The sequence below is a fragment of the Polymorphobacter megasporae genome (assembly GCF_018982885.2).
GTDB lineage: Bacteria > Pseudomonadota > Alphaproteobacteria > Sphingomonadales > Sphingomonadaceae > Polymorphobacter_B > Polymorphobacter_B megasporae.
Genome location: NZ_CP081848.1, coordinates 3,544,649 through 3,569,227 on the forward strand (window position 1 = coordinate 3,544,649; position 24,579 = coordinate 3,569,227).

A 24,579-nucleotide genomic window follows, 5' to 3' on the forward strand; every position below is an offset into this window, starting at 1 on the left:
GCACGCTATCTCCTGGGCGACATGCTCCGCGCAATAATGCTCATCGCCGCCCTGCTCGCAGTCCCGGCAGCGGCGTCGGAGGACCCGCGCCACCTGATGCCGCCGCAGACCGCGCCGTGTGCTGCCGATCCGGTCGGCCCGCTGACGCTGCCCGACCTCGTCGACCTCGCGCTGTGCCATAATCCGGCGACCGCGGTGGCGTGGGCGGCGAGCCGGAGCGCGGCGGCGCAGGTCGGTATCGCCCGCGCCGCCGAACTGCCGAGCCTGTCGGCGACCGTCGGTCCGACGCTCAGCCGCACCGACTATCTGAGCAGCCAGCAGTTCGTCCTCGGCAACGGCCAGAGCTTCAGCGCGACGTCGAACTCGACCGACTTCGGCTCGTCGGCGAGCCTCGCGCTCAACTACCTGATCTTCGACTTCGGCGGGCGCGCGGCACGGATCGACAGCGCCCGCGCGAGCCAGCGCGCCGCATTGGGGCAGGTCGCCGACACCGCGCAGACCGTAGCACTCGACACCGTCACCGCGTACAACAGCCTCCAGGCGAACATCGCGGCGACGACCGCGGCGCAGTCGACCGTCGCGTTCAACCGCTCGTCACTCGACCTCGCCTCCGGCCGGACCCGCGCCGGGGTGGCGACCCCCGCCGACGAGTTGCAGGCGCGGACCTCGCTGGCGCAGGCCGAGCTGACGCTGGCGCAGGCGCGCGGCAATGCCCGGACGTCGGCGGGGCAGCTCGCGGTCGCGGTCGGCCTGCCGCCGACGACGGTCCTGCCGCTCGCTCCCGCCCCCCCGCTCGGCTCCGCCGACAAGCTCAGCCGCGACGTCACCGTGCTGATCGCCGACGCCGAGAAGCTTCGCCCCGACCTCCGCATCGCCGCGGCGAACCGCGACGCCGCGACCGCGCAGATCCGCGCGGCGCGGTCGGACCTGCTGCCGTCGCTCGCCGCGAGCGCGCAGGACAACCTCGGCTATGCCAATTCGACGAGCGACAGCAACCGCGCGAGTGTCGGGCTGACAGTGACGATCCCGTTCTTCAACGGCTACGACCGGACCTACCGCGTCGCCGCCGCGCGCGCCGAGGCTGACCGCCAGGCGGCGCTGTTCGAGCAGACGCGCCAGCAGGCCGGGCTCGACGTCTTCACCCAGGCGACCGCGCTCGACACCCAGATCAGCGTGCTGTCGACCGCGCGCGAGTTGATCAACAGCGCCACCGCCTCGGCCGACATCGCGCAGGGGCGCTTCAAGGCGGGCGTCGGCACCTTCACCGACCTGCTCAACGCCCAGTCGGCGCTCGCGAGTGCGCGCCAGCAATTGGTCAGCGCCGACTTCGGGGTCCGCGATGCACAGGCGCGGCTCGCACGCGCGATCGGCGACGTCAGCACGGCAGTCGATGCCAACAGGAGCAGCCGATGACGCGCCGCCGCTGGATCATCCTCCTCGTCCTCGGACTGGCCGCGGCGGCGTGGTTCGGCTGGAAGGCGACCCATCGCCCCGACCCCGCCGCCGCGTACACGACGCAGCCGATCGCCAAGGGCGACCTCAGCGAGGCGATCACCGCGAACGGCGTGATCAACCCGGTCCGCGTCGTCAGCGTCGGGACGCAGGTTTCGGGCACCGTTGCCAAGCTGCTGGTCGATTATAATTCGCGCGTCACGGCGGGCGAATTGCTGCTCGAGCTCGACCCCTCGGTCTATGCCGCGCGGCTCGCGGCGAGTGAGGCGAACCTCGCCAACATCCGCTCGAGCCTGTCGCTCCAGACCGCGAACGCGCGCCGCTCGGCCGAATTGTTCAAGCAGAATTACATCAGCCGCCAGGATTACGAGACCGCGCAGCAGGTCGAGGCATCGGCGGCGGCGCAGGTCGCGGCGGCCGAGGCGCAAATCAAGCAGGACCGCACCAACCTCGGCTACACGATCATCCGCTCGCCGGTGTCGGGCGTCGTCATCAGCCGCCAGGTCGACCTCGGCCAGACCGTCGCGGCGTCGTTCAGCACCCCGACCCTGTTCACCATCGCCCGCGACTTGACGCAGATGCAGATCGAGGCGGCGGTCGCCGAGGCCGATGTCGCCAAGGTGCGGATCGGCCAGCCGGTCAGCTTCACCGTCGATGCGTACGGCAACCGCAATTTCACCGGCAGCGTCCGCCAGATCCGATTGAACCCGACGACGCAGCAGAATGTGGTGACCTACACCGTCATCGTCGGCGTCGCGAACCCCGACGGCGCGCTGTTGCCGGGGATGACCGCGAACGCGTCGTTCCTCGTGTCGGACCACAAGGACACGCTGCTGATCCCCAACGCCGCGCTCAGCTACAAGCCCGCCGACTATAAGCCCGCCAAGCGCAAGCCCGGCGAGCCGCTCAGCGACGGGCTGACGGTGTTCGTCCTCAAGGGATCGACCCCCGAACCGGTGCGGATCAAGATCGGCGCGTCCGACGCCGACAACAGCATCGTCACCGCCGGGCCACTCGCGGTCGGCGACAAGATCATCACCGCCGATACGCTCAAGGACAAGCCGAAGGGCAGCGTCCTCGGCCCGCCGGGAAGCGGGGCGAAGCCGAAGAAATGACGGCGGCCCCGGTCCTCTCGCTGACCAGTGTGGTCAAGGATTATATCGGCGAGGCGGGGTCGTTCCGCGCGCTCCACGGCGTCAGCATGGACGTCGCCGACGGCGAGCTGATGGCGATCATGGGGCCGAGCGGATCGGGCAAGTCGACGCTGATGAACATCATCGGCTGCCTCGATTCACCGACCACGGGAGTCTACCGCTTCGAGGGCGTCGACACTGCGACGCTGTCCGAACGCGCGCTCGCCCGGATGCGCAACAGCGGCATCGGCTTCGTCTTCCAAAGCTTCAACCTGCTCCCCCGGCTGAGCGCGCTCGGCAACGTTGCGCTGCCGTTGGTCTATGCCGGGCTCAGCCGCGCCGACCGCGAGGCCAAGGCGCAGGCGCTGCTGACGCAGGTCGGGCTCGGCGACAAGCCACGCTCGCGCCCGTCGCAGCTGTCGGGCGGACAGCAGCAGCGCGTCGCCGTTGCGCGCGCGCTGGCGAACAGCCCGAAGCTTCTGCTGGCGGACGAACCGACCGGCGCACTCGATACCAAGACGGGGACCGAGGTGCTTGGCCTGTTCAAGACGCTCAACCGCGAGCAGGGCGTGACGGTGGTCATCGTCACCCACGACCCCGAAGTGGCGAAGGCGACCGACCGCGTCGTGCGGATTCAGGACGGGCTGGTGTTCTACGACGGTCCGCCGACCGAGGCGGCGCTTTACGGGCATGCGCCGGAGGTGGTGGGATGAGCCCGGCTGGCCAACTGCGCGTTATCGCGCAGGGGGGGAGCTAAGAATGCCGTTCACGATCCGCGATATCCCGGCGACTATGCGCCTCCGCGGCATGACCGTCGGCGCGGCGATGATGGACCGCTGGTTCAACGGCGACGCATGGACGATGACGATACCGGAAAAGCGCGGCGAGGTTTCGATCGCGACCATTTCCGGTGACAAGATCGACACCCGGCATGCGACGATGCGATGGGCATCGGGCTTCGGCCGTTTCACCAGTGCCCAGCATCATCTGCTCAACAGCTGGTCGACGCCGCCTCGCCTGGAACGAGGCGTCAACCGCCTGAGCGAACAGTTCCGGGCGTGGTTTCTCTCGACCCCGCTGATCGGACGCGTAGTTTCCGCTTCGGCGACCTTGGTGCCTCGGTCGCGACGATCGAAGCGACGTGTCAGATGAATTTGGACCCGGTCCCCAGCGGCGTTTGGGATCCGCTCGACGATTTTTATGCTGCGATTGGCGAAGGCTCGGTCAAGCTCGCGGTCACCGGAATGGTCACGCCGCAAGCCGATGGAAAATACCGGCTCGCGATCGACGAGGTCGGGACCTATTTGCGCGACACTTATGATTTCATCGGCTCCCAACCGCTGGGCTTCTGGAGCCGTTACGGCGTCCAGAAAGTGCTATTCTCGCCGATCGGAATTCCGATCGATCCCAAAACTGCTGACAACGATGGTGATTGGAGCCGCGGCAACTTTTATTACGTCAGCAACGGTTCATTCAACGAATATCGGCAGATGTTCGGAAAGGGTCGCGATTTCTTCGTCCATAGCGATGTCGAGCGGAAGAAGCTGCCCACACCGGTCGTCGTGACAGTCGCGCCATGAGGAGCCTGTGGTACGCTGCTGTTCTCGCCGGCATGGCTGTTGGCGCGTACCTCGGGATCTGGGCGACCGGGGGATCAACGCTCCAGGGGATCGTCGTCTCGCCTGATGGCCGCGAGAGGCTCGAATATTATTCGCCGGCGCGCTGGCAGGGACCGTATTTTCATTCCGGCATCATGCCCGTCGTCATCCGCCTGACGACGACAGGCGACAACGCCGTTGTCGGCGAAAGCCGGGTCGTCGACATCGGCGGCGGCAGCGCCGGGGTCATCTGGCGGCGCGATTTCGTCCAGGTCGGCAGCGTCGCCCTTTACCGCCGGTCGACCGGGCGCTGGGAGGTAGACGCGTGAATGCGGCAGCGTTGCCGACGCCGCGGGTTGACGACGGCAGTTACCGTCGAGGCGGACGCTTGATCGCCCGCGGCGTGACGGCGGCACTCGCCGCCGGAATGCTTCTAGGCACCTTTCTCGGCGTGTGGCTCGCTGGCGGCTCGCACCTGATCAGCGTCTACACCTCGCCCGACCGCAAGGAGCAGCTCGAGCTCTACACGCCAAGGCGCTGGCAACGTCCGTGGTTTGATCAGGGCATCATCCCGGCGTTCGCCCGCCTGACCTCGCTTCCCGAGGACCGCATTGTCGCCGAAAGCCGGGTCTTCGAATACGGTGGCGGGATCGGCGGTCAGATTTTCTGGGAAAAGGACGTCGTCCAGGTGAGCACCGTCGCCATCTACCGCCGTGCGACCGGCAAGTGGGAGGTCGAGCGATGATCGACGCGATGCTCGCCGAGGCGTGGTCCGCGCTCGTCGCCAACCGGTTGCGGTCGGCGTTGACGATGCTCGGCATGATCATCGGCGTCGCCGCGGTGATCCTGATGCTGGCGATCGGCGGGGGCGTGCAGAAGCAGGTGTCCGACGCGATTTCGGGGCTCGGCTCGAACATGCTGATCGTCACCGCCGGGTCGAGCAAGCAGGGCGGGTTCAACAGCGGTGCGGGGACCGGGGCAACGTTGCGGCTGGAGGACGGCGACGAGATCGCGCGGCTCAAGAACGTCGTCGCGGCGGCGCCCTCGACGCAGATTCCGGCGCAGGCGGTCGCGGGCGCGTCGAACTGGGCGACGACGGTCACCGGCACGACCCCGTCGTATTTCACCGTGCAGGACTGGCGCCCCGACGATGGGCGGACATTTTCCGACATGGAGGACCGTGCGGGGGCGCGCGTCGCGCTGATCGGCCATTCGGTCGCCGACAATCTGTTCGGCGCCAACGACCCGATGGGGCGGAGCGTCCGCGTCAAGGGGATCAGCTTCACCGTCATCGGCGTCATGGCGCGGCGCGGCCAGGGCTTTGGCGGAATCGACCGCGACGATGTCATCATCGTGCCGCTGACGACCGCGCTCCGCCAATTGCAGGGTAACGCCTTCCGCCGGTCGATCCGCGCGATCTCGGTCGGGGTCGACGCCGCCGAGAACCTCGATGACGTGTCGGAGCGGATCACCGCGCTGCTGCGGCGGGCGCACCACATCGACAAGACCGCGCCCGACGATTTCACCGTCAACAATTTGACCGCGGTGACCGATACATTGTCGTCGACAACGGCGGCGATTTCGCTGCTGCTCGCGGCGATTGGGTCGATCAGCCTCGTCGTCGGCGGGATCGGGATCATGAACATCATGCTGGTATCGGTGACCGAGCGGACGCGCGAGATCGGCATCCGCATGGCGATCGGGGCGAGCCGCGCCGCGGTCCGGCTCCAGTTCCTATTGGAGGCGCTGATGCTGTCGCTGCTCGGCTGCGGCATCGGCGTCGCGCTCGGCTGGGGGCTGGCGACGCTGGCGAGCGGGGCGATCGGCTTCGATACCAGCGTGACGCCGAGCGCGGTGATGGTCGCCTTCGCGGTGTCGGCGTCGATCGGCATCTTCTTCGGCTGGTATCCCGCGACCCGCGCGGCGAAGCTCAGCCCGATCGAGGCGCTACGGTCCTAGTCCTCGTGCCGGGTCCGCCCCGGCAAAACCGTCGCGACGATCCGCTTGCCCGCCCAGATCTCGATCGAATGGGCATGGTCGCGCTCGGTTGCAGTGGCGACCGCCGACGGATCGTCCGCGCAGACAGCATCCTCCCGGCGAAGAATCTTGTCCTCGTGGTCGAGAAAGTAGAAGCGGTACTCCACCATGTGGAGTTGCTACGCGCCTCGTTACGGACGCGGTCTGTACGAGTTCATACAATTGTCAGCACCGTCTGTACGACATCGAGCCCGCCGCCGCGAAACCCGCCCTCGCAGTACATCAGGTAATACTGCCAAAGGGTTATGAATCGATCGTCGAAGCCCGGGGGTAGCCGCCCGGCCGCCGCTGCCGCATCGAACTGTGTACGCCAGCACGCGAGGGTTCGCGCGTAATCGCCGCCGAAGTTGCGCTCGGCGGCAACGCGGAAACCCGCCGCTGTTGCCACGCCGCGCAGGCGGTTCGGGCTCGGCAGCATGCCGCCGGGGAAGATGTACGCCTGGATGAAGTCGGTCGATGCACGATAGGCGTCGAACACGTCGTCGGCGATGGTGATGACTTGGAGCCCGGCGCGTCCCCCCGGGCGGAGCCGCGCGCGGACGACGTCCATGAAGGTCGGCCAGTTCCGCTCGCCGACCGCCTCGAACATCTCGACGCTGACGACATGGTCGTAGGTGCCGGTGACCGCGCGGTAATCGGTGAGGCCGAACGTCGCCCCCGGCACCCGTGCCCGGGCGTAAGCGAGCTGCTCGGCCGATAGCGTGATGCCGTGGACGGTCGCGCCGTAGTCGCGCGTCGCAATCTCGGCGAGGCTGCCCCAGCCGCAACCGATCTCGAGGAGCCGGTCGCCCGGCTTGACCCCGACCGCGTCGAGCAGTGCGCGGATCTTCGCGGTCTGCGCCGCTTCGAGGTCGTCGGTGCCGTCGAACAGCGCGCTCGAATAGGTCATGCCCGGGTCGAGCCAGGCGGCGTAAAAGTCGTTGCCGAGGTCGTAGTGAAATTCGATGTTGCGGCGCGGATGCACGCGCTCCTCGACCGCGCGGACCAGCCGGTTGAGCAGCCGCGTCGCGCCTTGCGCTCGTGCCGCGCTGCCGAGGGTGGTGCGGTTGGCGACGAACAATTCGAAGATCGCGACCGGGTCGGGCGACGTCCAGTCGCCGTCGAAATACGCGCGCGCGAACCCCGCCGATCCCGACAGCATCAGGCGGACGACGGGCAGCCAGTTGCGCAAGCTGATCGCCGCCACCGCTCCCGGTGCCCGGCCCCCGAGCAGCACCCGCCGGCCATCGGGTAATGTCGCGTCGAGCGACCCCGTCGCCAGCCCGGCATCGATCCGCGCCACCACCGCCTCGGCCCGCCCGGCGGCAAAGCGCCCGAGCATCCCGCCGCCGAGCGCGAGGCGACGGTCGCGGGCGACGAGGTGCGCGCCCCGTGAAGTCGGCATGTCCATTGCGCGGCTATTAACGACGCCCGCGCGGACCGCAACGGCGCGATCGCCTCACGACCCGAGCAGCCCAAGGGTGGCGTCGTCGGATCGCCCGCCGTACCAGCGGTCGAGCGCGGCGACGACGTCATCGCCACCGCCCGCCGCGATGAACAGCGTCAGAGATGACCGCAGCTTGATCGCATCGATCCCGCCGAACACCGCGTCCGCCGTTACGGGTGGCAGCGCGGCGAGCGCGGCGATACACTCGTGAAACCGCGGTCCGAGGACCGGATGCGCGAGATACGCCCGCGCTTCGTCGAGCGATTGCAGCGCATAGAATTTCGCGGTTTGGCTGTGGCCGAGCCCGGCGATCTGCGGGAACACGAACCACATCCAGTGGCTCGTCTTGCGCCCGCGCTGCAATTCGCCGAGCGCGCCCGAATAGGTGTCGCGCTGAGCGTCGACGAAGCGGTCTAGCTCGCCGCTCACCCCTTCGTCTCGGCATACGCCGCCAGCGCCCGCGCGCGCGCCTTTGCATGATCGACGATCGGGTGCGGATACGTCTTGCCGAGGTCGACCCCCGCCGCCTTCAGCGCCATCGGCGATGCGTCCCATGGCGCGTGAATTGCGTCGTCGGGCAGCTTCGCCAATTCGGGCACCCACTCGCGGATATACGCCCCGCCCCCGTCGAACTTCTCGCTTTGGCCAACGGGGGTGAAGATGCGGTTGAACGGCGACGAGTCGACGCCCGACCCCATGATCCACTGCCAGCCGAGGCTGTTGTTGCCGTAATCGGCATCGACGAGGCAGTCCCAGAACCAACGCTCGCCGTGCCGCCAGTCGATCAGCAGGTGCTTGGTCAGGAACGACGCGACGATCATTCGCACCCGGTTGTGCATCCACCCGGTCGTCCACAACTGGCGCATTCCGGCGTCGACGATCGGGTAGCCGGTCCGCCCCCGCTGCCACGCGCGCAGCCCCTTCGGGTCGTCGCGAAACGGGAAGTCGGCGAATTGCGGGCGGTTGGGCTCGTCACCGAGGCGCGGGAATTGCTGGACGACGTTGATCGCGAAGTCGCGCCAGCCGATCTCGCGGCGGTAGCTGACCGGCCCCTCGCCGCGCCCGCTAATTGCCGCCCAGACCTGCGCCGGACTAATCTCGCCATGGTGGAGGTGCGGCGACAGGCGCGAGGTCAGCGGCTTGGCGGGATAGTTGCGGCCGTGCTCATAGTCGGCAGCGACGTCGGCGAAGGTGTCGAGCGCGGCGTGCGCCCCCGCCTCGCCGGGAGTCCAGACGTCGAACCCGCCCGACCAGTCGGGATCGGCGGCCAGCAGTTTCCAGTCGTCGAGATCGTCGCTCTTGGGCGGCTTGGCAAAGCGGATCATCGGCGCGGGCTCGGGATCGCCGGGCGGCATCGCGTGCTGCAGCGCATTCCAGAACGGGGTGAAAATCCGGTACGGCGTTCCCGACCCCGACTTCGTCGTCCCCGGCGGCGCGAGATACGCCCCGTCATGGAGCGTCAGGTCGAGCACCTTCGCAACCGCCGCCTCCTCGGTCACCGCCCACGGCTCGTAGTGGTGGAGCGCGTGGACCGCGGTCGCATTCGCCGCCTTTGCCACGCCTGCGAGTTCGACCGCGGGACGGCCGCGCCGCAACACCAGCGCCCCGCCCATCTTCTTGAGATCGGCGGCGAGCGCGACGAGGCTGTAATGCAGCCACCACCGTTGCGCCGCGCCGATCCGCCATTTGCCCGGCGTCTCGTCGTCGAGGACATAGACCGCGATTACCGGCCCCGCCGCTGCCGCCGCGCGCACCGCCGCCTGATCGGCAAGGCGGAGGTCGTTACGGAACCAGATGATCTGCGGCTCGGCCATATTGTCTCCCTCTCCGGCGCGGTCTACCCCCAACTCTCCGCAACCGTGAAAGCGCCAAATGCCGCGTCTTGCCTATGTCGATGGCCAGATTATCCCGCTCGCCAGTGCGTCGGTCCCGGTCGAGGATCGCGGGCTCCAGTTCGCCGACAGTGTCTATGAGGTGTGTGCAGTCCTCAACGGGCGGCTGCTCGACTGGCCGCTCCACCTCGCACGGCTGGGGCGCAACCTCGGCGAACTGAGCATCGCCGCGCCGATGGCCGACGCCGCGCTCAACCTCGTCGCACGGCGGCTGATCGCAGCAAATCGCGTGACCGAGGCATTGCTGTATATCCAGGTGTCGCGCGGTACGGCGAAGCGCGATCACGGCTTCCCCAGCGCACGCGCGCCGACACTGGTGATGACCGTCCGCCCGTTCGATTTCGCGCAGCGCGTCGCGCAACAGGCGAAAGGCGTCGCGGTGATCAGCGTCGCCGACCAGCGCTGGGGGCGCTGCGATATCAAGACGACGGGGCTGCTCGCGAACGTGCTGGCAAAGCAGGAGGCGCGTGACGCCGGCGCGTTCGAGGCGTGGCTGGTGCGCGACGACGGCACCGTCACCGAGGGCGGTTCGACGAACACATGGATCGTCGACGGCGGCACGATCGTCACTCATCCGCAGTCGCCGCACATTCTCCCGGGAGTGATGCGCGCGGCGGTAATCGAGGCGGCGGTTGCTGCGGGAATACCGCTGGTCGAGCGACCGTTCAGTCTAGACGAAGCCCTTGGCGCCACCGAGGCGTTCATCACCTCGACAACGGTGCCAGTGTTGCCGGTTGTAAAAATTGACGGTCACGCGATTGCGGGTGGCGAGCCCGGCCCGGTCGCGGCGCTGCTCGCTCGAGCGATCTGGAACCGGATCGCGGCGCAGACCGGCTACCAGCCCTAGGGTCTACTCCATCGGCGGGGGTGGCATCATTCCATCAGGGCCGCCGCCACGCTTGCGCATCTCGGCCATCCGGGCATCCATCCGCGCCCGCATAGCGCGCGCATCCGCCACGAAAGCGCGGCGATCGGTAACCGAAAGCTGTTGGAACGCGACCAGCATCGCGCCCTGCTGCTTCAGCTTCGCGGCACTCGAAGCCTCTCGCTCCTCGTCCATCGCGCGCTTCAACGCGACGGGATCGAGCCGGTCGGCATCGAGCACCGCGAGCATCCGGTCACGCGCGGCGTTGCTCGCTTCATGCGACATCCGCGGGTCGGCACTCTTGAACGCCGCCATCATCGTCGCCCGGCCGGCCGGGCTCATCGAGGCGAACATCTGCTGCATTCCGTGCGGCCCGCGCATCGAACGGCCACCGGGCCCGGGACCATCGGGCATCGAATCACCCGGCGGCGGCGGCATCTGCGCCATCGCGGGAGCCGTCGCCCCGAGCAGCAACAGGGCGGCAAGAACGCGCTTCATAGCAAATGTTCCTCGTCGGGAGTGGGCGTGAAGACCTGCTCGAACGCGGTCTCGTCGGATAAGGTCGTTACCGCCGCGGTGCGCGGCGCAGCCGTCGACGGCGTGATCGGGGCGGGAGTCAGCAAGACGATCGCCGCCGCGAGCGACGCAGCAATGCTCCCGCCTGCGGCCCAGCGCATGACGAAACGGGTCGGCCGCATCGCGACTGCCGCCGCCGTCCGCGCATCGCCGAGCGGCACCGGGCGGCGTGCCCAATTCGTCAGGTCGACATCGAGCCCGCGTGCCTCGTCCAGCGCCGCCGTCAGCGCAGGGTCGGCCGCAATGACCGCCAGCGCCGTCGCGCGCTCGGCATCGGGCCAGCGCGCCGTATCGCCGCCGTAAGCCGCGATGATCTCGGCGGCGCGATCGTGAAAAAAAGGCAGGGGCTCAGTCATGGGGGTTCCGGGTTTCGGGTCGGTCGCTGTCGAGCAACCTAGCAAGTTCTATACGCGACCGTGCCAATAATCCCTCGACCGCCTTGGGCGTCGTCTCGAGGATCACCGCGATCTCGGCCATGCTCGCGCCCTCGCCGTGGAACAGCGTGATCGCGGTGCGCTGGCGCGGGTTGAGGCTCGCCATCGCCGCATCGACGCGGCGCGCGCGGGCATTGGCGACGCTCGCCTCGAACGGATCGGGCAGGTCGCTCGGGACGGTCGCGGCCGCCTCGATCGGCGCGACGATCTTGAAGCGGCGGCGGCGGTCGAGGCACTGGTTGACGAGGATGCGGCGGAACCAGCCGTCGACCGACCCGCGCGCAGGGTCGAAGCGCGCCGCTTCGGTCCACATCTTGGTCAGTGCGCCCTGAAGCGCGTCCTCGGCCTCGCTGCGATCGTTGAGGACGCGCGTCGCGATGCGGAGGCATGGGCCATAGAGTCGGCTCACCAGCGCTTCGAACGCGCGCCGATCGCCGGTGGCGACGCGCGACATCAGGATTGCGGGATCATCGACCATCTGCAGCATTCCCGCGGTTACGCGCGCGATGCCTGAAAACCCCCGGCTAAACCCCGGACATGCCCTGTCCGGGGTGGCCGTTCAAACCGCGTGGAGTTCCTTCGCCGCGATCTCCCAGCTCTGGCCCTTGCGGATCAGCGCGTTGAGGTCGGTCGGCTTGCCGGCGCTCGCCGAGATATTCTGCTCGACGACCGCAGCTTCGAACGACGGTGCCGGGTTGCACCAGATGACGCCGAGCGCGATCGGGAACGGGCCGAACTCCATATCGATCAGCAGCTGCGCCTGGACGCGGTTCATCTCGTCGTGGACCATCAGCCCCGCGGTGTCGCCGTCGACGACATCGACGACCTTGAGCGCCATCGCGGCGGCGTCGAAGACGATGCCCTTGGTGCCGGCCCCGAAGACCAACGGCTGGCCGTGGACGACATTGAGCTGGTTCATCGGCGCGGCCTTCTTGTCGGTGAAGGCGTCGAAAACCGCGTCGTTGTAGACGATGCAGTTCTGGAAGATCTCGACGAAGCTCGTGCCCTTGTGGCCATGCGCGCGCTTGAGGATCTCGGGCATCGTCTTCTGCGCGGTGTCGATCGTCCGCGCGATGAAGCGCGCACCCGCGCCGAGGGCGAAGCCGCACGGCGACGCGGGGCGGTCGACCGAGCCGAACGGGGTCGACGGCGAGCGTGTCCCGATCCGCGAGGTCGGCGAATACTGCCCCTTGGTCAGGCCATAGATCTCGTTGTTGAACAGCAAGACCTGGCAGTCGAGATTGCGCCGCAGCAAATGGAGCATGTGGTTGCCACCGATCGACAGCCCGTCGCCGTCGCCGGTGATGATCCACACATCGAGTTCAGGGTTGGCGAGCTTGATCCCCGTCGCCACCGCCGGCGCGCGGCCGTGGATCGTGTGGAAGCCGTAGGTCTCCATGTAATAGGGAAAGCGCGACGAGCAGCCGATGCCCGACACGAACACCGTCTTTTCAGGCGGCGTGCCGATCTCGGGCATCGTCCGCTGGACCGCCTTGAGAATCGCATAGTCGCCGCACCCGGGGCACCAGCGAACTTCCTGATCGGTCTCCCAGTCCTTGGGGACGGTGATGCGGGTCATGTCGTTCATCGGTCGTTCCCTGCGAGCGCCGCGTCGATTGCCGCCTCGATCTCCGAAATCTTGAAGGGGTGCCCGCTGACCTTGTTGAGCGGCTGGCAGTCGACGAGATACTGGTCGCGCAGCACGGTCTTCAACTGCCCGGTGTTCATCTCGGGCACGATCACCTTGTCGTAGCCACGCAGCAGCTCGCCGAGGTTCGACGGCAGCGGCCAGATGTGGCGGATGTGGATGTGGGCGACGTCGAGCCCCTTCGCCCGGGCGCGCTGGACGCCCTTGCGGATCGGGCCGTAGGTCGAGCCCCAGCCGACCATCGCCAGCTTGCCCGACGACGGCCCCTGGTCGACGTCCTGGAGCGGGATGTGCTTGGAAATGTTGGCGATCTTGTCGCGGCGGATGTCGGTCATCGCCTGGTGATTGTCGGCTTCGTAGTTGATGTTGCCGGTCTTCACACCCTTCTCGATGCCGCCGATCCGGTGGGTCAGCCCCGGCGTGCCGGGCTTGATCCAGACGCGCGCGAGCGTGTCGGGGTCGCGGCTGTACGGGTTGATGCGGCCTTCGGCGGGGACCTCGGTGTGGAATGCGACCGGGAACGGGGCGAAGCTCGCCATGTCGGGGACGCGCCACGGCTCGGCGGCGTTGGCGATATAGCCGTCGGTCAGGACCATCACCGGGGTCATGAACTGGGTGGCCAAGCGGCACGCCTCGATCGCGACCTCGAAGCAATCCGACGGTGAGCGCGAGGCGATCACCACCAGCGGTGCGTCGCCGTTGCGGCCGTAGACCGCCTGGTACAGGTCGCTCTGCTCGGTCTTGGTCGGGAGGCCGGTCGACGGGCCGCCGCGCTGCGAGTTGACGATGACAAGCGGCAATTCGGTAATGATCGCAAGGCCCAGCGCCTCGCCCTTGAGCGCGATCCCCGGGCCGGACGAGGACGTCACGCCCAAGCTGCCGGCATAGCTCGCGCCGATCGCCGACGCGATCGCGGCGATCTCGTCCTCGGCCTGGAAGGTGGTGACGCCGAACTCCTTCAACCGCGCCAGCGCGTGGAGGATCGGCGAGGCGGGCGTAATCGGGTACGAACCAAAGAACATCGGCAGGTTGGCGAGCTGCGCCCCGGCAACGAGCCCGAGCGCGAGTGACTCGCCGCCCGTCACGGTGCGGTAGAATCCCGGAGCCGACGACGACGCATCGACCGCGAACTGCTTGAGCGGGCCGTCCAATTCGGCGGTCTCGCCGTACGCATGGCCGGCATTGAGCGCCGCCGCGTTCGCCTGCGCGAGGACCGGGTTCTTCGAGAACTTGCTCTTCAGCCACTCGATCAGCGGATCGCGCTCGCGGTCGAACATCCACAGCGCGAGGCCGAGCGTCCACATGTTCTTGCAGCGCAGCGCTTCCTTGTTGCCGAGCCCGAACGGCTTGACGGCTTCCAGCGTCTGGCGGCTGATGTCGAACGCCATCACCTGCCACTTGGCGAGGCTGTTATCCTCGAGCGGGTTGGCGGCATAGCCCGCCTTGGCGAGGTTGCGCGCGGTGAACTCGCCGCTGTCGATGATGACCAAGCCGCCGGGGCGGAGGTCGACGACGTTGGTCTTGAGCGCCGCCGGGTTCATTGCGACCAGCACGTCGGGTTCGTCGCCGGCGGTCTCGATGCCATTCGCGCCGAAGTTGATCTGGAACGCCGAGACGCCGAAGGTTGTCCCCTGCGGCGCACGGATCTCGGCGGGGAAGTCGGGGAAGGTCGAGAAGTCGTCGCCCGCGAGCGCAGTCGACAGTGTGAACTGCCCGCCGGTCAACTGCATGCCGTCGCCGCTATCGCCGGCGAAACGGACGACCATAGTTTCGGAGTGGGTCTTCGGGGGAGCGGGCTTGGTCGTCGGCTCGTCGACAGTCTGCAGCGCAGTCGCCATTAACAGTTTCCGGATGTCATGATGCGAGGCGGTCTACTCCCCGCGGCGCGGCGGGTCCAAGTAGTTTTTCTGTAACGTGGCCCAGCGCGTCGGCCATCGCGACTATCGACCGCGCATGCCGCATCGCCACCGCCTCGCGGTCGGCGCCGTAGCCGCCGCCGAGCGTCGACGCGACCGGAATGCCGCGCGCGGCGCACGTCTCGACGACAAAGCGGTCACGCGCGGCGAGCCCGTCGTCGCTCAGCGCCAGCCGCCCGAGCCGGTCGTCGGCGTGCGGATCGACCCCGGCCTGATACAGCACCAGCCCGGGACGATATGTGTCGAGGAATGCGGGCAGCGCGTCGGCAAGGACCGCGAGATAGTCGTCATCCCCCATCTTGTCGGGCAGCGCGACATCGCGCGTCGACACCTGTTTGCGCACCGGGAAGTTCTTCGCCGCGTGCATCGAGAACGTCACCGCGTCGTTCCGCCCGGAGAAGATCGCGGCGGTCCCGTCGCCCTGATGAACGTCGAGGTCGACCACCGCGAGCGTCGCCACCCGGCCCTCCGCCAGCAACTGCGCGCCGGCGATGGCGAGGTCGTTGAAGATGCAGTACCCGGCCCCGCCATCGGGCAGCGCATGATGACTCCCCCCGGCGGTGTTGGCGGCAAAGCCCGTTTCGAGCGCGATCCGCGCCGCGAGATACGTCCCGCCGATAACAAGTCGTGATCGCCGGACCATCGCCGCGGTCACCGGAAAGCCGATCCGCCGCTCTTGTTCCCGGGTCAGCGTGCCGTCGAACACCGCCGCGACATAGGCGGGCTCGTGCACCGCCTCGATCCACGCGCGCGGCGCCGGATCGGGGGTGTGCGCCTCGAAATCCGCAGCGAGTCGCTCGAGCGCGACCATCAGCAAGCCGTACTTATCCATCGGAAAGCTGTGCCCCGGCGGCAGCGGCGCGACATAGTCGGGATGATGGACGAGCGCGACGGTCATCGCCCCGCGCGTTGCCCGCTAGCGGCCGACCTCGTCAAGCTCGCGCAGACGCAGGCGATAGGCGTCGGCGATACAATCGCGGTCGGGACACGTCTGCCGGGCATTCAGGAAAGTCGTCTCGCCGTGGTGGATCCGCTGCACCGTGGCCGGATCGACGCTGCGGTCAAGCGCGGCAAATCGCGACGTCAGCTGTCTGTCGAGCGCCGCCAGCCCGGCGTCGGAACAGATCGCCGCGGTGATGTCGTTGCGCGCGCGGCGGCAATTGAAGCCGGGTGCCTGCGCCGCGCCCTGCTGACGGCTGGTCCGCGTGGCGCGACCGGGCGTCGCGACCGGCACGACCGCGCGCCGCGCTTCCACTGTGCGCTCCTCGAGCCTCCGTTCGCGGGACCGTGCGCGTTCGCCGGTCTGCGGGCTCGGGGTGCGTTTCAGAACAGGGAGCGGCTGCTCGGTAACAGGCGGCGTCGACGATGGCGCTGGCGCGGCTGGCGGCTCGGCGCTTGTGGACGCTTCAGTTATGGGCGGCGCGTTCGTTGCTGGCTTCGGCAATATGGTCGTCGGCAGCGAAGGCGTGTGCGCCAGCGGTAGCGCGGGCGACGCTACCGGCGCAGCTCGCGCCTCGACCGGTGCAGGAGGCGAGGCGACCGGCGTACCGATATTGCCTCGCACCAGCCAACCGACCGCGCCCGCCGCGACTAAAGCGACGGCCGCGAACAGTGTCCATAAAATCGGGAAACGCCGGGACGATGCCGGTGCGACAACCGGCGTTGACCCCGGACGCGATGCGACCGAGGGTGCCACCGCCGCCGCGGCGTTCGCGGCCGGGCGAGCGCGATATGCGGGCGCGGCCGGTCGCTCGATCGCGGTCGGCGACGACGACGCAGTCTGGCCCGCAGACGATGCCATCGGCAGGACATCGTCGTTGCCCGCGACACGACGGTCATTGCCGGTAGCCCGACGATCAGTCTGCTGACCCGGACCGCGATCGGCCCCGAAAAGCTCTTCGGCGCGGCGGCGACGCCAATCCTCTGTCCCCATCGACCGACCCTCCGCACCCGCGCAATATTATCGAATTAGTAACGTTGGTTGCAGTCAAAGAGTTGCGGGCCGTGGTGACAGGGTCACGTACGAAAAGCCTGTCCTACAGGCAGTTGAATGGCTTAGCCTCGCTGGATGATGATGGACGACCTTCACCGCGCCAATCGCGACCCGCTCGGTCGCGCAGGACTAGGCCGGGTTGAAAGGCTGCTGCAAACTAGTCCCGCTTCGTGTGGACTTCGTGGACTTCCGCCGTCGCGCCGCTTCTTCGAGCTCACCGACGGGTCGTTCAAAAACACCTCCGTCTCGTCCGGACATCGTGGACTTCCGCCGACGCGCCGCTTTTTCGAGCAGGCCGGCATCGCGAAATGTTCGACCGCAAAAACACCCGTTTCGTGTGGACTTCGTGGACTTCCGGCAGTGCGGAGGCCGGACCGCACCGGTGGTACCTCGCGCCAAGATGACCGCAAAATACCCGCGCTTCGTGTGGACTTCGTGGACTTCCGCGGTGCGCCACCGATCAGGTTCGCCCCTTGGCGACCGCGGCCCGCCACGTCTATGTTGCCGCAAAACCTTGGGAGAAGAGCCGTGCCGTTCGTCAGACCCGACGTTGCCAATTTGCTGGCGATGCTCAGCAGCGCCCCCGGCCCGAAGATGGAAGACGGCGAGCCCGGGCCGGCGCGCGAGATGATGCGGATGCTGGCGCAGGTCGCCGAGCTGCCACGCGGCGACCTCGCCCATGTCGCCGATGTCACCATCCCCTCGCCGCAGGGCCACGCGATCCCGGCGCGCGTGTACAGCGCAGCCGCCGACCCCGGCCCGGGACCCGTCCTCGTTTATTTCCACGGCGGCGGCTGGGTGATCGGCGACCTCGAAACCCACGATTCGCTCTGCGCCGAGATCGCCCGCGTTGCCGGGATGACCGTCGTCAGCGTCGATTACCGCCTTGCACCCGAGCACCGTTTTCCCGCCGCGACCGAGGATTGCCTCGCCGCGATGCGCTGGCTTGCCGAAACGCCGAAGCCGGTCGGCCACACGGTCACCGGGCTGATCCCGGCGGGCGATAGCGCAGGCGGCAACCTCGCCGCGGTGGTCGCGCAGCAGCTGGGCGGCAAATTGCCGGTGCCGATCGTCGCGCAATGGCTGATCTACCCCGGTGTCGACATGACCGCGAACAGCGGCTCGATGCAGGAATTTGCCGAGGGCTATCTGCTGACCAACGGCGGCATGCGCTGGTTCACCGAGCATTATATGGGGTCGGAGCCCGACCTTCATCACGCTTATGCCTCGCCGATTCATGCCGATTCGCTCGCCGGCTTGCCGCCGGCAATGGTCTTCACCTGCGGCCTCGATCCGCTCCGCGACCAGGGCCGGGCGTACGCCGCCAAGCTGGTTTCGGCGGGGGTGCCGGTCGTCTTCCGCGAAGCGGCGGGACAAATCCACGGCTGTATGACATTGCGGCTGGCGATCCCGAGCACGCAGGACGACCTCCACGCCTGCCTCGCGGCCCTGCGGGCGATGGTCGACGAGGCGCACGCTACGCAAGCTGCGATGGCCGCCGCCGCGGCGCCGCAGACGACGGTGGCCGCCGAATGAACCGGGTTTTGACCACCGCGCTGATCATCGCGGCATCCGCCCCGCTGTCGCTCGCGGTATCCACCACCGTCGCCGCCGAGGGGGCGCCCGGCGGCGACGCGGTAATGCGGCAGTTGTGGCGGACGCAGAAGGCCGACACCGTCGAAACCGTCCAGCGCGTCTATGGCCGCGTCGTCCGGCTCAAACTGCCGCGACCGTTCGTGCTGGCGGACCGTCAGGAGCAGCGCGGATTTTTCATCGCCGAATATGTCCCCGACGGCGAGACGGTCGACAACTGGACCCGGATGATTACCGTCACCGGCACGCGCGGCGGCGGTGCGGCGCATGTGACCGACGCCCAGCTTGCGGCGAAGTTCGAGCCGCCGGCGTGTCCCGCGAAGATCTTTCGCGACCTCGGGCCGACGAAGTCGTTCGCCGGGGTCACCGGCCGGATGGTCGTGATCGGCTGCGGCGCGCCCGACCAGGCGGGAGCCGAGCACGGCGTTATCGGCGTCTATCGCGACACCGCCGACAGCTGGACCGTCCAATATGCCGAACGCAATCACGGCAAGCCCCCGTTCTCACCCGAACAGGCCGTGGCACGCCTCGACGCGCTCGCCCCGGCGGTAATCCCCTTAAGCCCCGCGACTGGAGCAGCGAAATGAGCGACCGGGTTCACCCATCGGGGCTGCCATACCGCGCCGGGGTCGGGATCATGCTGCTCAACGCCGAGGGCAAGGTGTTCACCGGCCAGCGGCTCGATTCGAAGCTCGAGGCGTGGCAGATGCCGCAAGGCGGGATCGATCCGGGCGAGGAGCCGATTACAACCGCGTTCCGCGAGCTCGCCGAGGAGACCGGGATCACCAAGGCCGAGGTTCTCGGCGAATCACGCGACTGGCTGTATTACGATCTGCCCGACGACCTGATCGGCACGATCTGGAAGGGGCGTTATTGCGGCCAGCGGCAAAAGTGGTTCGCGATGCGCTTCACCGGCACCGATGCCGACGTCAATATCGCGACCGAGCATCCCGAATTCCGCAGCTGGCGCTGGTCGACGCTGCCCGAACTGTCATCGCTGATCGTGCCGTTCAAGCGCGACCTGTACGAGGCGGTCCTTGCTGAATTTGCCGGGCTGATCGGGTCTAGAACGCCAGCGTGACGCTGCCGACGACGGTGCCGGCGGTGGCGTGGCGAATGAACGGGGCGACGTTTCTTGGTACATCGTTGCCGACGTATTTGACCCCGATGGTGACGATACTAACGCGGTAGTCGACCCCCGCGCTATAGTCGATCTTGGTTCGTCCAAGATCAAACGCCCCCTTCTCGCGCCCGACCGACGCCTTGACCGTGACCGGCGTCAACGGGATACCGACCGCCGCTTTGGCATAGGTATATAAGTTGCCCCCCGACACCCCCGCCTGATCGGGGGCATAGTTCGCCCCGAGCGTCACCGTCGCCGGACCAAGCGACCCGGCGACCGAACCAAACACCTCGGCCTCAGTCGGGCCGTGACGGGGATAGATGTAGGCGATGACCCCGGCCGATGGGGTGAGCAGCCCGACCTGTCGGCTGTATCCCGCCGACAGATCGATCTCGGCGTCGGTCCCCCGGTCCTGCCGCAGGTCGCGCGGGCGGGCGGTCGACACCCCCTCCGCCCCGGCGAACCACCCGGCCAAGCTGGCCTGGACGCTCGCATCGGCCACCGGCTGCCGGTCGCTCAGCGATACTCCCCGCGAGCGATAGTCGGTGAGAAGAGCAGCGGAGGCGTCGAACTCGACCGCCTGTGCCCGGCTGGCTGCCCCTGCCGCGACAAGGATCGCGCATATGGCTCGAGTAGTGTTGCCGGGACGCAACAGCGGTTGAGCACGACGAAGACTTCGAACCGCGATAGCATGCATAATTAACAGGCAAATGCGCCGCGCTGGCTCAAAAAGCAAGCAGCGGCGCAGTCTCAGGCTCTAGAAGAGGACGCCGAGCTCGAGGACCCCGCGGAGCTGCGAGGTGTCGTTCCCGAACTTGCCGAACGCCGCCCCCTCGGTGGCATGGATCGCCTTGACGTACGACCCTTCGGCCCGGACGAAGAAGATCTTGTACTGGTACGTCGGGCTGACGGTGATCGAGTAGGCGTCGCTCCCGGTGCCGTACAGGAAGCTCGCCGCGGTGCCGCCGCGGGTGCCCGACGAGCTGACATACTCACCGCGAACCGGCAGGCTGAACTCGGGGGTGAAGCTGTACTTGGCGAGGATCGCGCCGCCGATCGTCGAGGCGGACGTCGTCCCGAACTGCGGGACCAGATTGTCGACATGGGTGTACTGGACGTACGGCTGGATGATCCACGGCCCGTCGGTATGCGTCAGGATCAGGTTATACACCGAGCTGTTGTTGAGGATGCCCGGGGTCGAGAAGGTCGACTTGGTCGTCGTCTTGGTGTTCCCGCTCGCGGCGAAAGCGAGGACGTTCTTCGGGTCGATCGTGTAGGCAACCGAGCCCGAGATCGTGCTGTACTTCGACGAGTAGAAGCCGTCGTTGAGCGAGACCGAGAACGCGAGCGGCCCCGCGGTGTAGTTCGCCTGGACGCCCTTGCTGACGGCGGGCTCGAGGTTCCACAGCAGGCCACGGTCGATGTTCATGTTTTCGAAGGTAAATGTGTATTCGGCGCCTATCAGGGTCGGCATCTTACCCGCCTGGATCGAGAAATTGGCGGTCGGGGCGATCTTGATGAACGCCTGCGGCAGCGGCCCGAAGGTCGAGTCGGTAACCCGGGTGGCGCGGGTGTAGGGGGTGCCGAGCGAGGGCAGCGAATAGACACCGGCCTGGACAAAGAACTGAAAGACCCCGTCGATCTTCTGGATAAAGATCTGGGCATTGCTGAGGTCGCCGTACGAGCCGTGGTCGCCCGCGCCGGTGACGGCGTGATCCTGGAAGCGCGCGATGCCCGAGGCGACGCCGGTGACATAGACCTTGCCGAAGTCGCCGAGGTCGAAGTTGGTCGGCGCGCTATTCCCGGCGAGCGGCCCGGTGATGGCCGGCGACAGGACCGGCGCCGCGGGGGCGGCGGCGGGCGGCGTGGCGGCGGCGGGTGCGTCCTGCGCGATGGCGGGCTGCGCGACGACCGCGAGGGCCAGCATTGTCCCGGCCAAAATCTGCTTGTTCATCATTCTCTCCCTGCTCTGCGTTGGCTCCGGCTGAGCGCCGAGGTTAACGGCTTGTGCGCTGCAACAACCGTGCCAGACAGGGAGAGCTTGGCGGCCCGCATAAGGGCGGCATAAAAAAAAGGCCGGTGGCGAACCACCGGCCTAGTAAAATCCTTGGGGAGGATCGCCTTTCGGCAAGTTTGTTGTGCACTGCAGCAAAGGCATTTGCAAGAACTATTTTCACGTTCCGGCCATGCTTGGCTACGTTCCGCGTCCGTTCTATAGCTACCCCATGAGCGACCTGTTCGCCGCAACTGCGGCCTCGACCGACTATGACGCCAGCCACATCGAGGTCCTCGAGGGCCTCGAACCGGTTCGCCGCCGCCCCGGGATGTACATCGGCGGGGTCGACGAGCGCGCGCTCCACCACCTCGCGTCGGAGGTCCTCGACAATGCGATGGACGAGGCGGTTGCCGGTCACGCGACCCGAATCGAGGTCACGCTCGACGCCGGCGACCGGCTGACGATCACCGATAACGGCCGCGGCATCCCGGTCGACGAGCATCCGAAATACCCCGGAAAGTCGGCGCTCGAGGTCATCATGACGATGCTCCATTCGGGCGGGAAGTTCTCCGGCAAGGCCTATGCCACCAGCGGCGGGCTCCACGGCGTCGGCATTTCGGTGGTCAACGCGCTGTCGTCCGACCTGACCGTCGAGGTCGCGCGCAACAAGGCACTGTTCCGGCAGACCTTCTCGCGCGGCCTGCCGACGTCGGGCCTCGACAGCGTCGGCGCGGTTACCGGGCGGCGCGGGACGACAGTCGCCTTCACCCCCGACACCCAGATCTTCGGCGACGACGCCCACTTCAAGCCCGCCCGCCTGTACAAGCTCGCCCGGTCGAAGGCGTATCTGTTCCGCGGCGTCGAGATCCGCTGGAAGTGCGACCCCGACCTGATCACCGACGCGACCCCGGCGGCGGCGACCTTCCAGTTCCCCGGCGGCCTCGCCGATCACCTTACCGAGCAGCTTGGCGACCGCGAGCTCGTCGTCGGCGAACTGTTCTCCGGCCGGGCCGACCTGCCCGAGGACCGCGGCTCGGTCGAATGGGCGGTGGCGTGGCCGATGTGGGGCGACGGCGCGACGAGTTATTACTGCAACACCGTGCCGACCCCCGACGGCGGTACCCATGAAGCCGGGCTTCGTGCTGCACTTGCGAAGGGAATAAAGGGCTTCGCCGGGCTGATCGGGCAGAAGAAGGCGACCGACCTCGCCCCCGAGGATGTGATGACCGGCGCCGAGCTGATGCTGTCGCTGTTCATCCGCGACCCCCAGTTCCAGAGCCAGACCAAGGACCGGCTGACCAGCCCCGAGGCGGCGCGGCTCGTCGAGACCGCCGTCCGCGACCATTTCGACCACTGGCTGACCGGCAACGAGGCCCGCGCCCGGACGCTCCTCGGCGTCCTGCTCGAACGGATGGACGACCGCCTGCGCCGCCGCGCCGACCTTGCCAACCAGCGCAAGACCGCGACCAACAAGCGCAACGTCCGCCTCCCCGGCAAGCTGACCGACTGCACCCGCAGCGACCCCGTCGGCACCGAGGTGTTCATCGTCGAGGGCGACTCGGCGGGCGGGTCGGCGAAGCAGGCGCGCGACCGGACGACCCAGGCGGTGCTGCCGATCCGCGGCAAGATCCTGAACGTCGCCAGCGCCAACACCGCGAAGATTCTCGCCAATACCGAGGTCGGCGACCTGATCCAGGCGCTCGGCTGCGGCACCCGCGACCGCTACGACCCGGCGGCGCTGCGGTATGAGAAGGTCGTCATCATGACCGACGCCGACGTCGACGGGGCGCATATCGCGACGCTGCTGATGACCTTCTTTTTCCAGGAAATGCCCGGGCTAGTTCGCGACGGGCATCTGTACCTCGCCCAGCCGCCGCTCTACCGGCTCGCGCATGGCGGAACCGTCGCCTATGCCCGCGACGACGCCCACCGCGAGGAACTCATGCGGACGGTGTTCAAGGGCAAAACGAACCTCGAAATCGGTCGCTTCAAGGGGCTCGGCGAGATGGCGTCGGCGCAGCTCAAGGAAACGACGATGGACCCGTCCAAGCGCACCCTGCTGCGGGTGACGATGCCCGCCGACTATGACGCCCGCGCCGACGTCAAGGACCTCGTCGAGCGGCTGATGGGCCGCCACCCCGAACACCGCTTCGCCTTCATTCAGGCGAGCGCGCGACAGGTCGAGGCCGAGGCAATCGACGCCTGACCCTTGCAAGTCTGCACCCAGCTCGCGGCGGAAGGTTACACAAGTCCACACAACGACCGGGTTTTCGCCCTGGAAACGTTGGTCCCAACTTCTCTCGTTATCCCCGCGCAGGCGGGGATGACGGTTTGGGGTGGAGCGCGGTGCTGCCCAGCGGAAGTCCACGGGCCAGCGAGTCGCTGTTTGCGGGGACGTTCACACGGCAGCGAGTCGCTGTATGAGGGGCAGGTCGGGGTGCGAAAGGTTACATAAGTCCACACAACGACCGGGTTTTCGCCCCGAAATCGTCAGGGGGAATGACGGTTTGGGGTGGAGCGCGGCGCTGCACGGCGGAAGTCCACTAAGTCCACACGAGCGAGGCAGTTCGCTGCCTCCCCTCCCGTTGCCCTTCGGGCGGCCTTCGACTCAGGGGATGAGCGAGAGATGCGCCGCTTGGCGCGGCCCGGGGTTGGGGCTGTCTCGGGCGGATAGCGCACGGCGACTGCCCCGCCCCCAACCCCTCTGAAATGGAGGGACGAAAGAAGATCGCGACCAACAATGAGAAAGAACACGACGCACGACTCGACCAGGAGACATACGCCAGTCGCGTGGGTGTAGGACAGCGCGAACACCTGCAGGGAGACGCGCGAACTTTGCCAAGCCCCATTACGGTGAAGGCTGTTTGCGCCCGGTTACCGTCCTAGCGCGAACCAGA

Annotated in this window: 26 protein-coding genes; 13 read left to right on the top strand and 13 right to left on the bottom strand. The window is 67.6% G+C overall.

Annotation, left to right across the window (positions count from 1 at the left end; all coding sequences use genetic code 11):
- Positions 1 to 21: 21 nt before the first annotated feature.
- The 8 genes from KTC28_RS16535 (at position 22) to KTC28_RS16570 (ending at position 6,142) form a co-directional block, all read left to right on the top strand.
- Positions 22 to 1,413 carry a TolC family protein gene (locus KTC28_RS16535; RefSeq protein WP_216709925.1) on the top strand — a complete coding sequence of 464 codons (1,392 nt, stop codon included), beginning with the start codon at positions 22 to 24 and terminating at the stop codon, positions 1,411 to 1,413.
- Entirely contained in the window at positions 1,410 to 2,567 is a 1,158-nt protein-coding gene (locus KTC28_RS16540; protein WP_216709926.1) for an efflux RND transporter periplasmic adaptor subunit, read from the top strand. The genes KTC28_RS16535 and KTC28_RS16540 overlap by 4 nt, the downstream gene beginning before the upstream one ends.
- Positions 2,564 to 3,298 (top strand): ABC transporter ATP-binding protein, encoded by a 735-nt coding sequence (locus KTC28_RS16545; RefSeq protein WP_216709927.1) that lies wholly within the window; start codon positions 2,564 to 2,566, stop codon positions 3,296 to 3,298. Before KTC28_RS16540 ends, KTC28_RS16545 begins: the two co-directional genes overlap by 4 nt.
- 112 nt (positions 3,299 to 3,410) lie before the next feature.
- On the top strand, positions 3,411 to 3,737 hold the full coding sequence (locus KTC28_RS23320; protein ID WP_369426593.1) for a DUF6402 family protein: 327 nt from the start codon (positions 3,411 to 3,413) through the stop codon (positions 3,735 to 3,737).
- Positions 3,644 to 4,165 (top strand): DUF6402 family protein, encoded by a 522-nt coding sequence (locus KTC28_RS16555; protein ID WP_223132259.1) that lies wholly within the window; start codon positions 3,644 to 3,646, stop codon positions 4,163 to 4,165. The genes KTC28_RS23320 and KTC28_RS16555 overlap by 94 nt, the downstream gene beginning before the upstream one ends.
- Positions 4,162 to 4,512: a hypothetical protein gene (locus KTC28_RS16560; protein WP_216709929.1), complete on the top strand. Its 351-nt coding sequence runs from the start codon at positions 4,162 to 4,164 to the stop codon at positions 4,510 to 4,512. Before KTC28_RS16555 ends, KTC28_RS16560 begins: the two co-directional genes overlap by 4 nt.
- Positions 4,513 to 4,571: 59 nt before the next feature.
- Complete coding sequence (locus KTC28_RS16565; protein WP_216709930.1) at positions 4,572 to 4,928, top strand: hypothetical protein; 357 nt, start codon at positions 4,572 to 4,574, stop codon at positions 4,926 to 4,928.
- Positions 4,925 to 6,142: an ABC transporter permease gene (locus tag KTC28_RS16570; RefSeq protein ID WP_216709931.1), complete on the top strand. Its 1,218-nt coding sequence runs from the start codon at positions 4,925 to 4,927 to the stop codon at positions 6,140 to 6,142. The genes KTC28_RS16565 and KTC28_RS16570 overlap by 4 nt, the downstream gene beginning before the upstream one ends.
- Here KTC28_RS16570 and KTC28_RS16575 read toward each other — a convergent pair.
- The 4 genes from KTC28_RS16575 to KTC28_RS16590 are packed head-to-tail and all read right to left on the bottom strand — an operon-like array spanning position 6,139 to position 9,460.
- Complete coding sequence (locus KTC28_RS16575; protein ID WP_216709932.1) at positions 6,139 to 6,330, bottom strand: hypothetical protein; 192 nt, start codon at positions 6,328 to 6,330, stop codon at positions 6,139 to 6,141. The genes KTC28_RS16570 and KTC28_RS16575 overlap by 4 nt on opposite strands.
- Before the next feature lie 44 nt (positions 6,331 to 6,374).
- Entirely contained in the window at positions 6,375 to 7,610 is a 1,236-nt protein-coding gene (locus KTC28_RS16580; protein ID WP_216709933.1) for an SAM-dependent methyltransferase, read from the bottom strand.
- Positions 7,611 to 7,658: 48 nt separating this feature from the next.
- Positions 7,659 to 8,075: a DUF1810 domain-containing protein gene (locus tag KTC28_RS16585; protein ID WP_216709934.1), complete on the bottom strand. Its 417-nt coding sequence runs from the start codon at positions 8,073 to 8,075 to the stop codon at positions 7,659 to 7,661.
- Positions 8,072 to 9,460, bottom strand: a complete 1,389-nt coding sequence (locus tag KTC28_RS16590; protein WP_216709935.1) for a cryptochrome/photolyase family protein — start codon at positions 9,458 to 9,460, stop codon at positions 8,072 to 8,074. Before KTC28_RS16590 ends, KTC28_RS16585 begins: the two co-directional genes overlap by 4 nt.
- 58 nt (positions 9,461 to 9,518) lie before the next feature.
- On the opposite strand from KTC28_RS16590, the gene KTC28_RS16595 reads away from it, so the two are divergent.
- Positions 9,519 to 10,385 (top strand): D-amino-acid transaminase, encoded by an 867-nt coding sequence (locus KTC28_RS16595; protein WP_216709936.1) that lies wholly within the window; start codon positions 9,519 to 9,521, stop codon positions 10,383 to 10,385.
- A gap of 3 nt (positions 10,386 to 10,388) precedes the next feature.
- Here the strand turns inward: KTC28_RS16595 and KTC28_RS16600 are convergent, their stop codons facing one another.
- The 7 genes from KTC28_RS16600 to KTC28_RS16630 form a co-directional block, all read right to left on the bottom strand.
- Positions 10,389 to 10,901 carry a periplasmic heavy metal sensor gene (locus KTC28_RS16600; protein WP_216709937.1) on the bottom strand — a complete coding sequence of 171 codons (513 nt, stop codon included), beginning with the start codon at positions 10,899 to 10,901 and terminating at the stop codon, positions 10,389 to 10,391.
- Positions 10,898 to 11,335, bottom strand: a complete 438-nt coding sequence (locus KTC28_RS16605; protein ID WP_216709938.1) for a hypothetical protein — start codon at positions 11,333 to 11,335, stop codon at positions 10,898 to 10,900. Before KTC28_RS16605 ends, KTC28_RS16600 begins: the two co-directional genes overlap by 4 nt.
- Positions 11,328 to 11,891, bottom strand: coding sequence for a sigma-70 family RNA polymerase sigma factor (locus KTC28_RS16610; RefSeq protein WP_216709939.1), 564 nt, complete (start codon positions 11,889 to 11,891; stop codon positions 11,328 to 11,330). The genes KTC28_RS16605 and KTC28_RS16610 overlap by 8 nt, the downstream gene beginning before the upstream one ends.
- A gap of 81 nt (positions 11,892 to 11,972) precedes the next feature.
- Entirely contained in the window at positions 11,973 to 13,001 is a 1,029-nt protein-coding gene (locus KTC28_RS16615) for a 2-oxoacid:ferredoxin oxidoreductase subunit beta (protein WP_216709940.1), read from the bottom strand.
- The gene (locus KTC28_RS16620) at positions 12,998 to 14,899 is read right to left on the bottom strand and encodes a 2-oxoacid:acceptor oxidoreductase subunit alpha (RefSeq protein ID WP_216709941.1); all 1,902 of its coding nucleotides are present in this window, start codon (positions 14,897 to 14,899) and stop codon (positions 12,998 to 13,000) included. The genes KTC28_RS16615 and KTC28_RS16620 overlap by 4 nt, the downstream gene beginning before the upstream one ends.
- Positions 14,900 to 14,915: 16 nt before the next feature.
- The gene (locus KTC28_RS16625) at positions 14,916 to 15,875 is read right to left on the bottom strand and encodes a histone deacetylase family protein (RefSeq protein ID WP_216709942.1); all 960 of its coding nucleotides are present in this window, start codon (positions 15,873 to 15,875) and stop codon (positions 14,916 to 14,918) included.
- A gap of 18 nt (positions 15,876 to 15,893) precedes the next feature.
- Positions 15,894 to 16,910, bottom strand: a complete 1,017-nt coding sequence (locus KTC28_RS16630; protein ID WP_216709943.1) for a lysozyme inhibitor LprI family protein — start codon at positions 16,908 to 16,910, stop codon at positions 15,894 to 15,896.
- Between the two features lie 588 nt (positions 16,911 to 17,498).
- On the opposite strand from KTC28_RS16630, the gene KTC28_RS16635 reads away from it, so the two are divergent.
- The 3 genes from KTC28_RS16635 to KTC28_RS16645 are packed head-to-tail and all read left to right on the top strand — an operon-like array spanning position 17,499 to position 19,644.
- Positions 17,499 to 18,506, top strand: a complete 1,008-nt coding sequence (locus tag KTC28_RS16635; RefSeq protein ID WP_255602108.1) for an alpha/beta hydrolase — start codon at positions 17,499 to 17,501, stop codon at positions 18,504 to 18,506.
- A complete protein-coding gene (locus tag KTC28_RS16640; RefSeq protein WP_216709945.1) occupies positions 18,503 to 19,150 on the top strand; it encodes a hypothetical protein in 648 nt (215 codons plus the stop codon). Before KTC28_RS16635 ends, KTC28_RS16640 begins: the two co-directional genes overlap by 4 nt.
- Entirely contained in the window at positions 19,147 to 19,644 is a 498-nt protein-coding gene (locus tag KTC28_RS16645; protein ID WP_216709946.1) for an RNA pyrophosphohydrolase, read from the top strand. Before KTC28_RS16640 ends, KTC28_RS16645 begins: the two co-directional genes overlap by 4 nt.
- On the opposite strand, the gene KTC28_RS16650 is transcribed toward KTC28_RS16645, so the two are convergent.
- Positions 19,628 to 20,338 carry a TorF family putative porin gene (locus tag KTC28_RS16650; protein WP_216709947.1) on the bottom strand — a complete coding sequence of 237 codons (711 nt, stop codon included), beginning with the start codon at positions 20,336 to 20,338 and terminating at the stop codon, positions 19,628 to 19,630. The two genes, KTC28_RS16645 and KTC28_RS16650, sit on opposite strands and share 17 nt — an antisense overlap.
- 105 nt (positions 20,339 to 20,443) lie before the next feature.
- Positions 20,444 to 21,640 (bottom strand): outer membrane beta-barrel protein, encoded by a 1,197-nt coding sequence (locus KTC28_RS16655; protein WP_216709948.1) that lies wholly within the window; start codon positions 21,638 to 21,640, stop codon positions 20,444 to 20,446.
- Between the two features lie 271 nt (positions 21,641 to 21,911).
- Here KTC28_RS16655 and parE point away from each other — a divergent pair, with 271 nt between their 5' ends.
- Entirely contained in the window at positions 21,912 to 23,888 is a 1,977-nt protein-coding gene (gene parE, locus KTC28_RS16660; RefSeq protein WP_216709949.1) for a DNA topoisomerase IV subunit B, read from the top strand.
- The last annotated feature ends 691 nt before the right edge of the window (positions 23,889 to 24,579 follow it).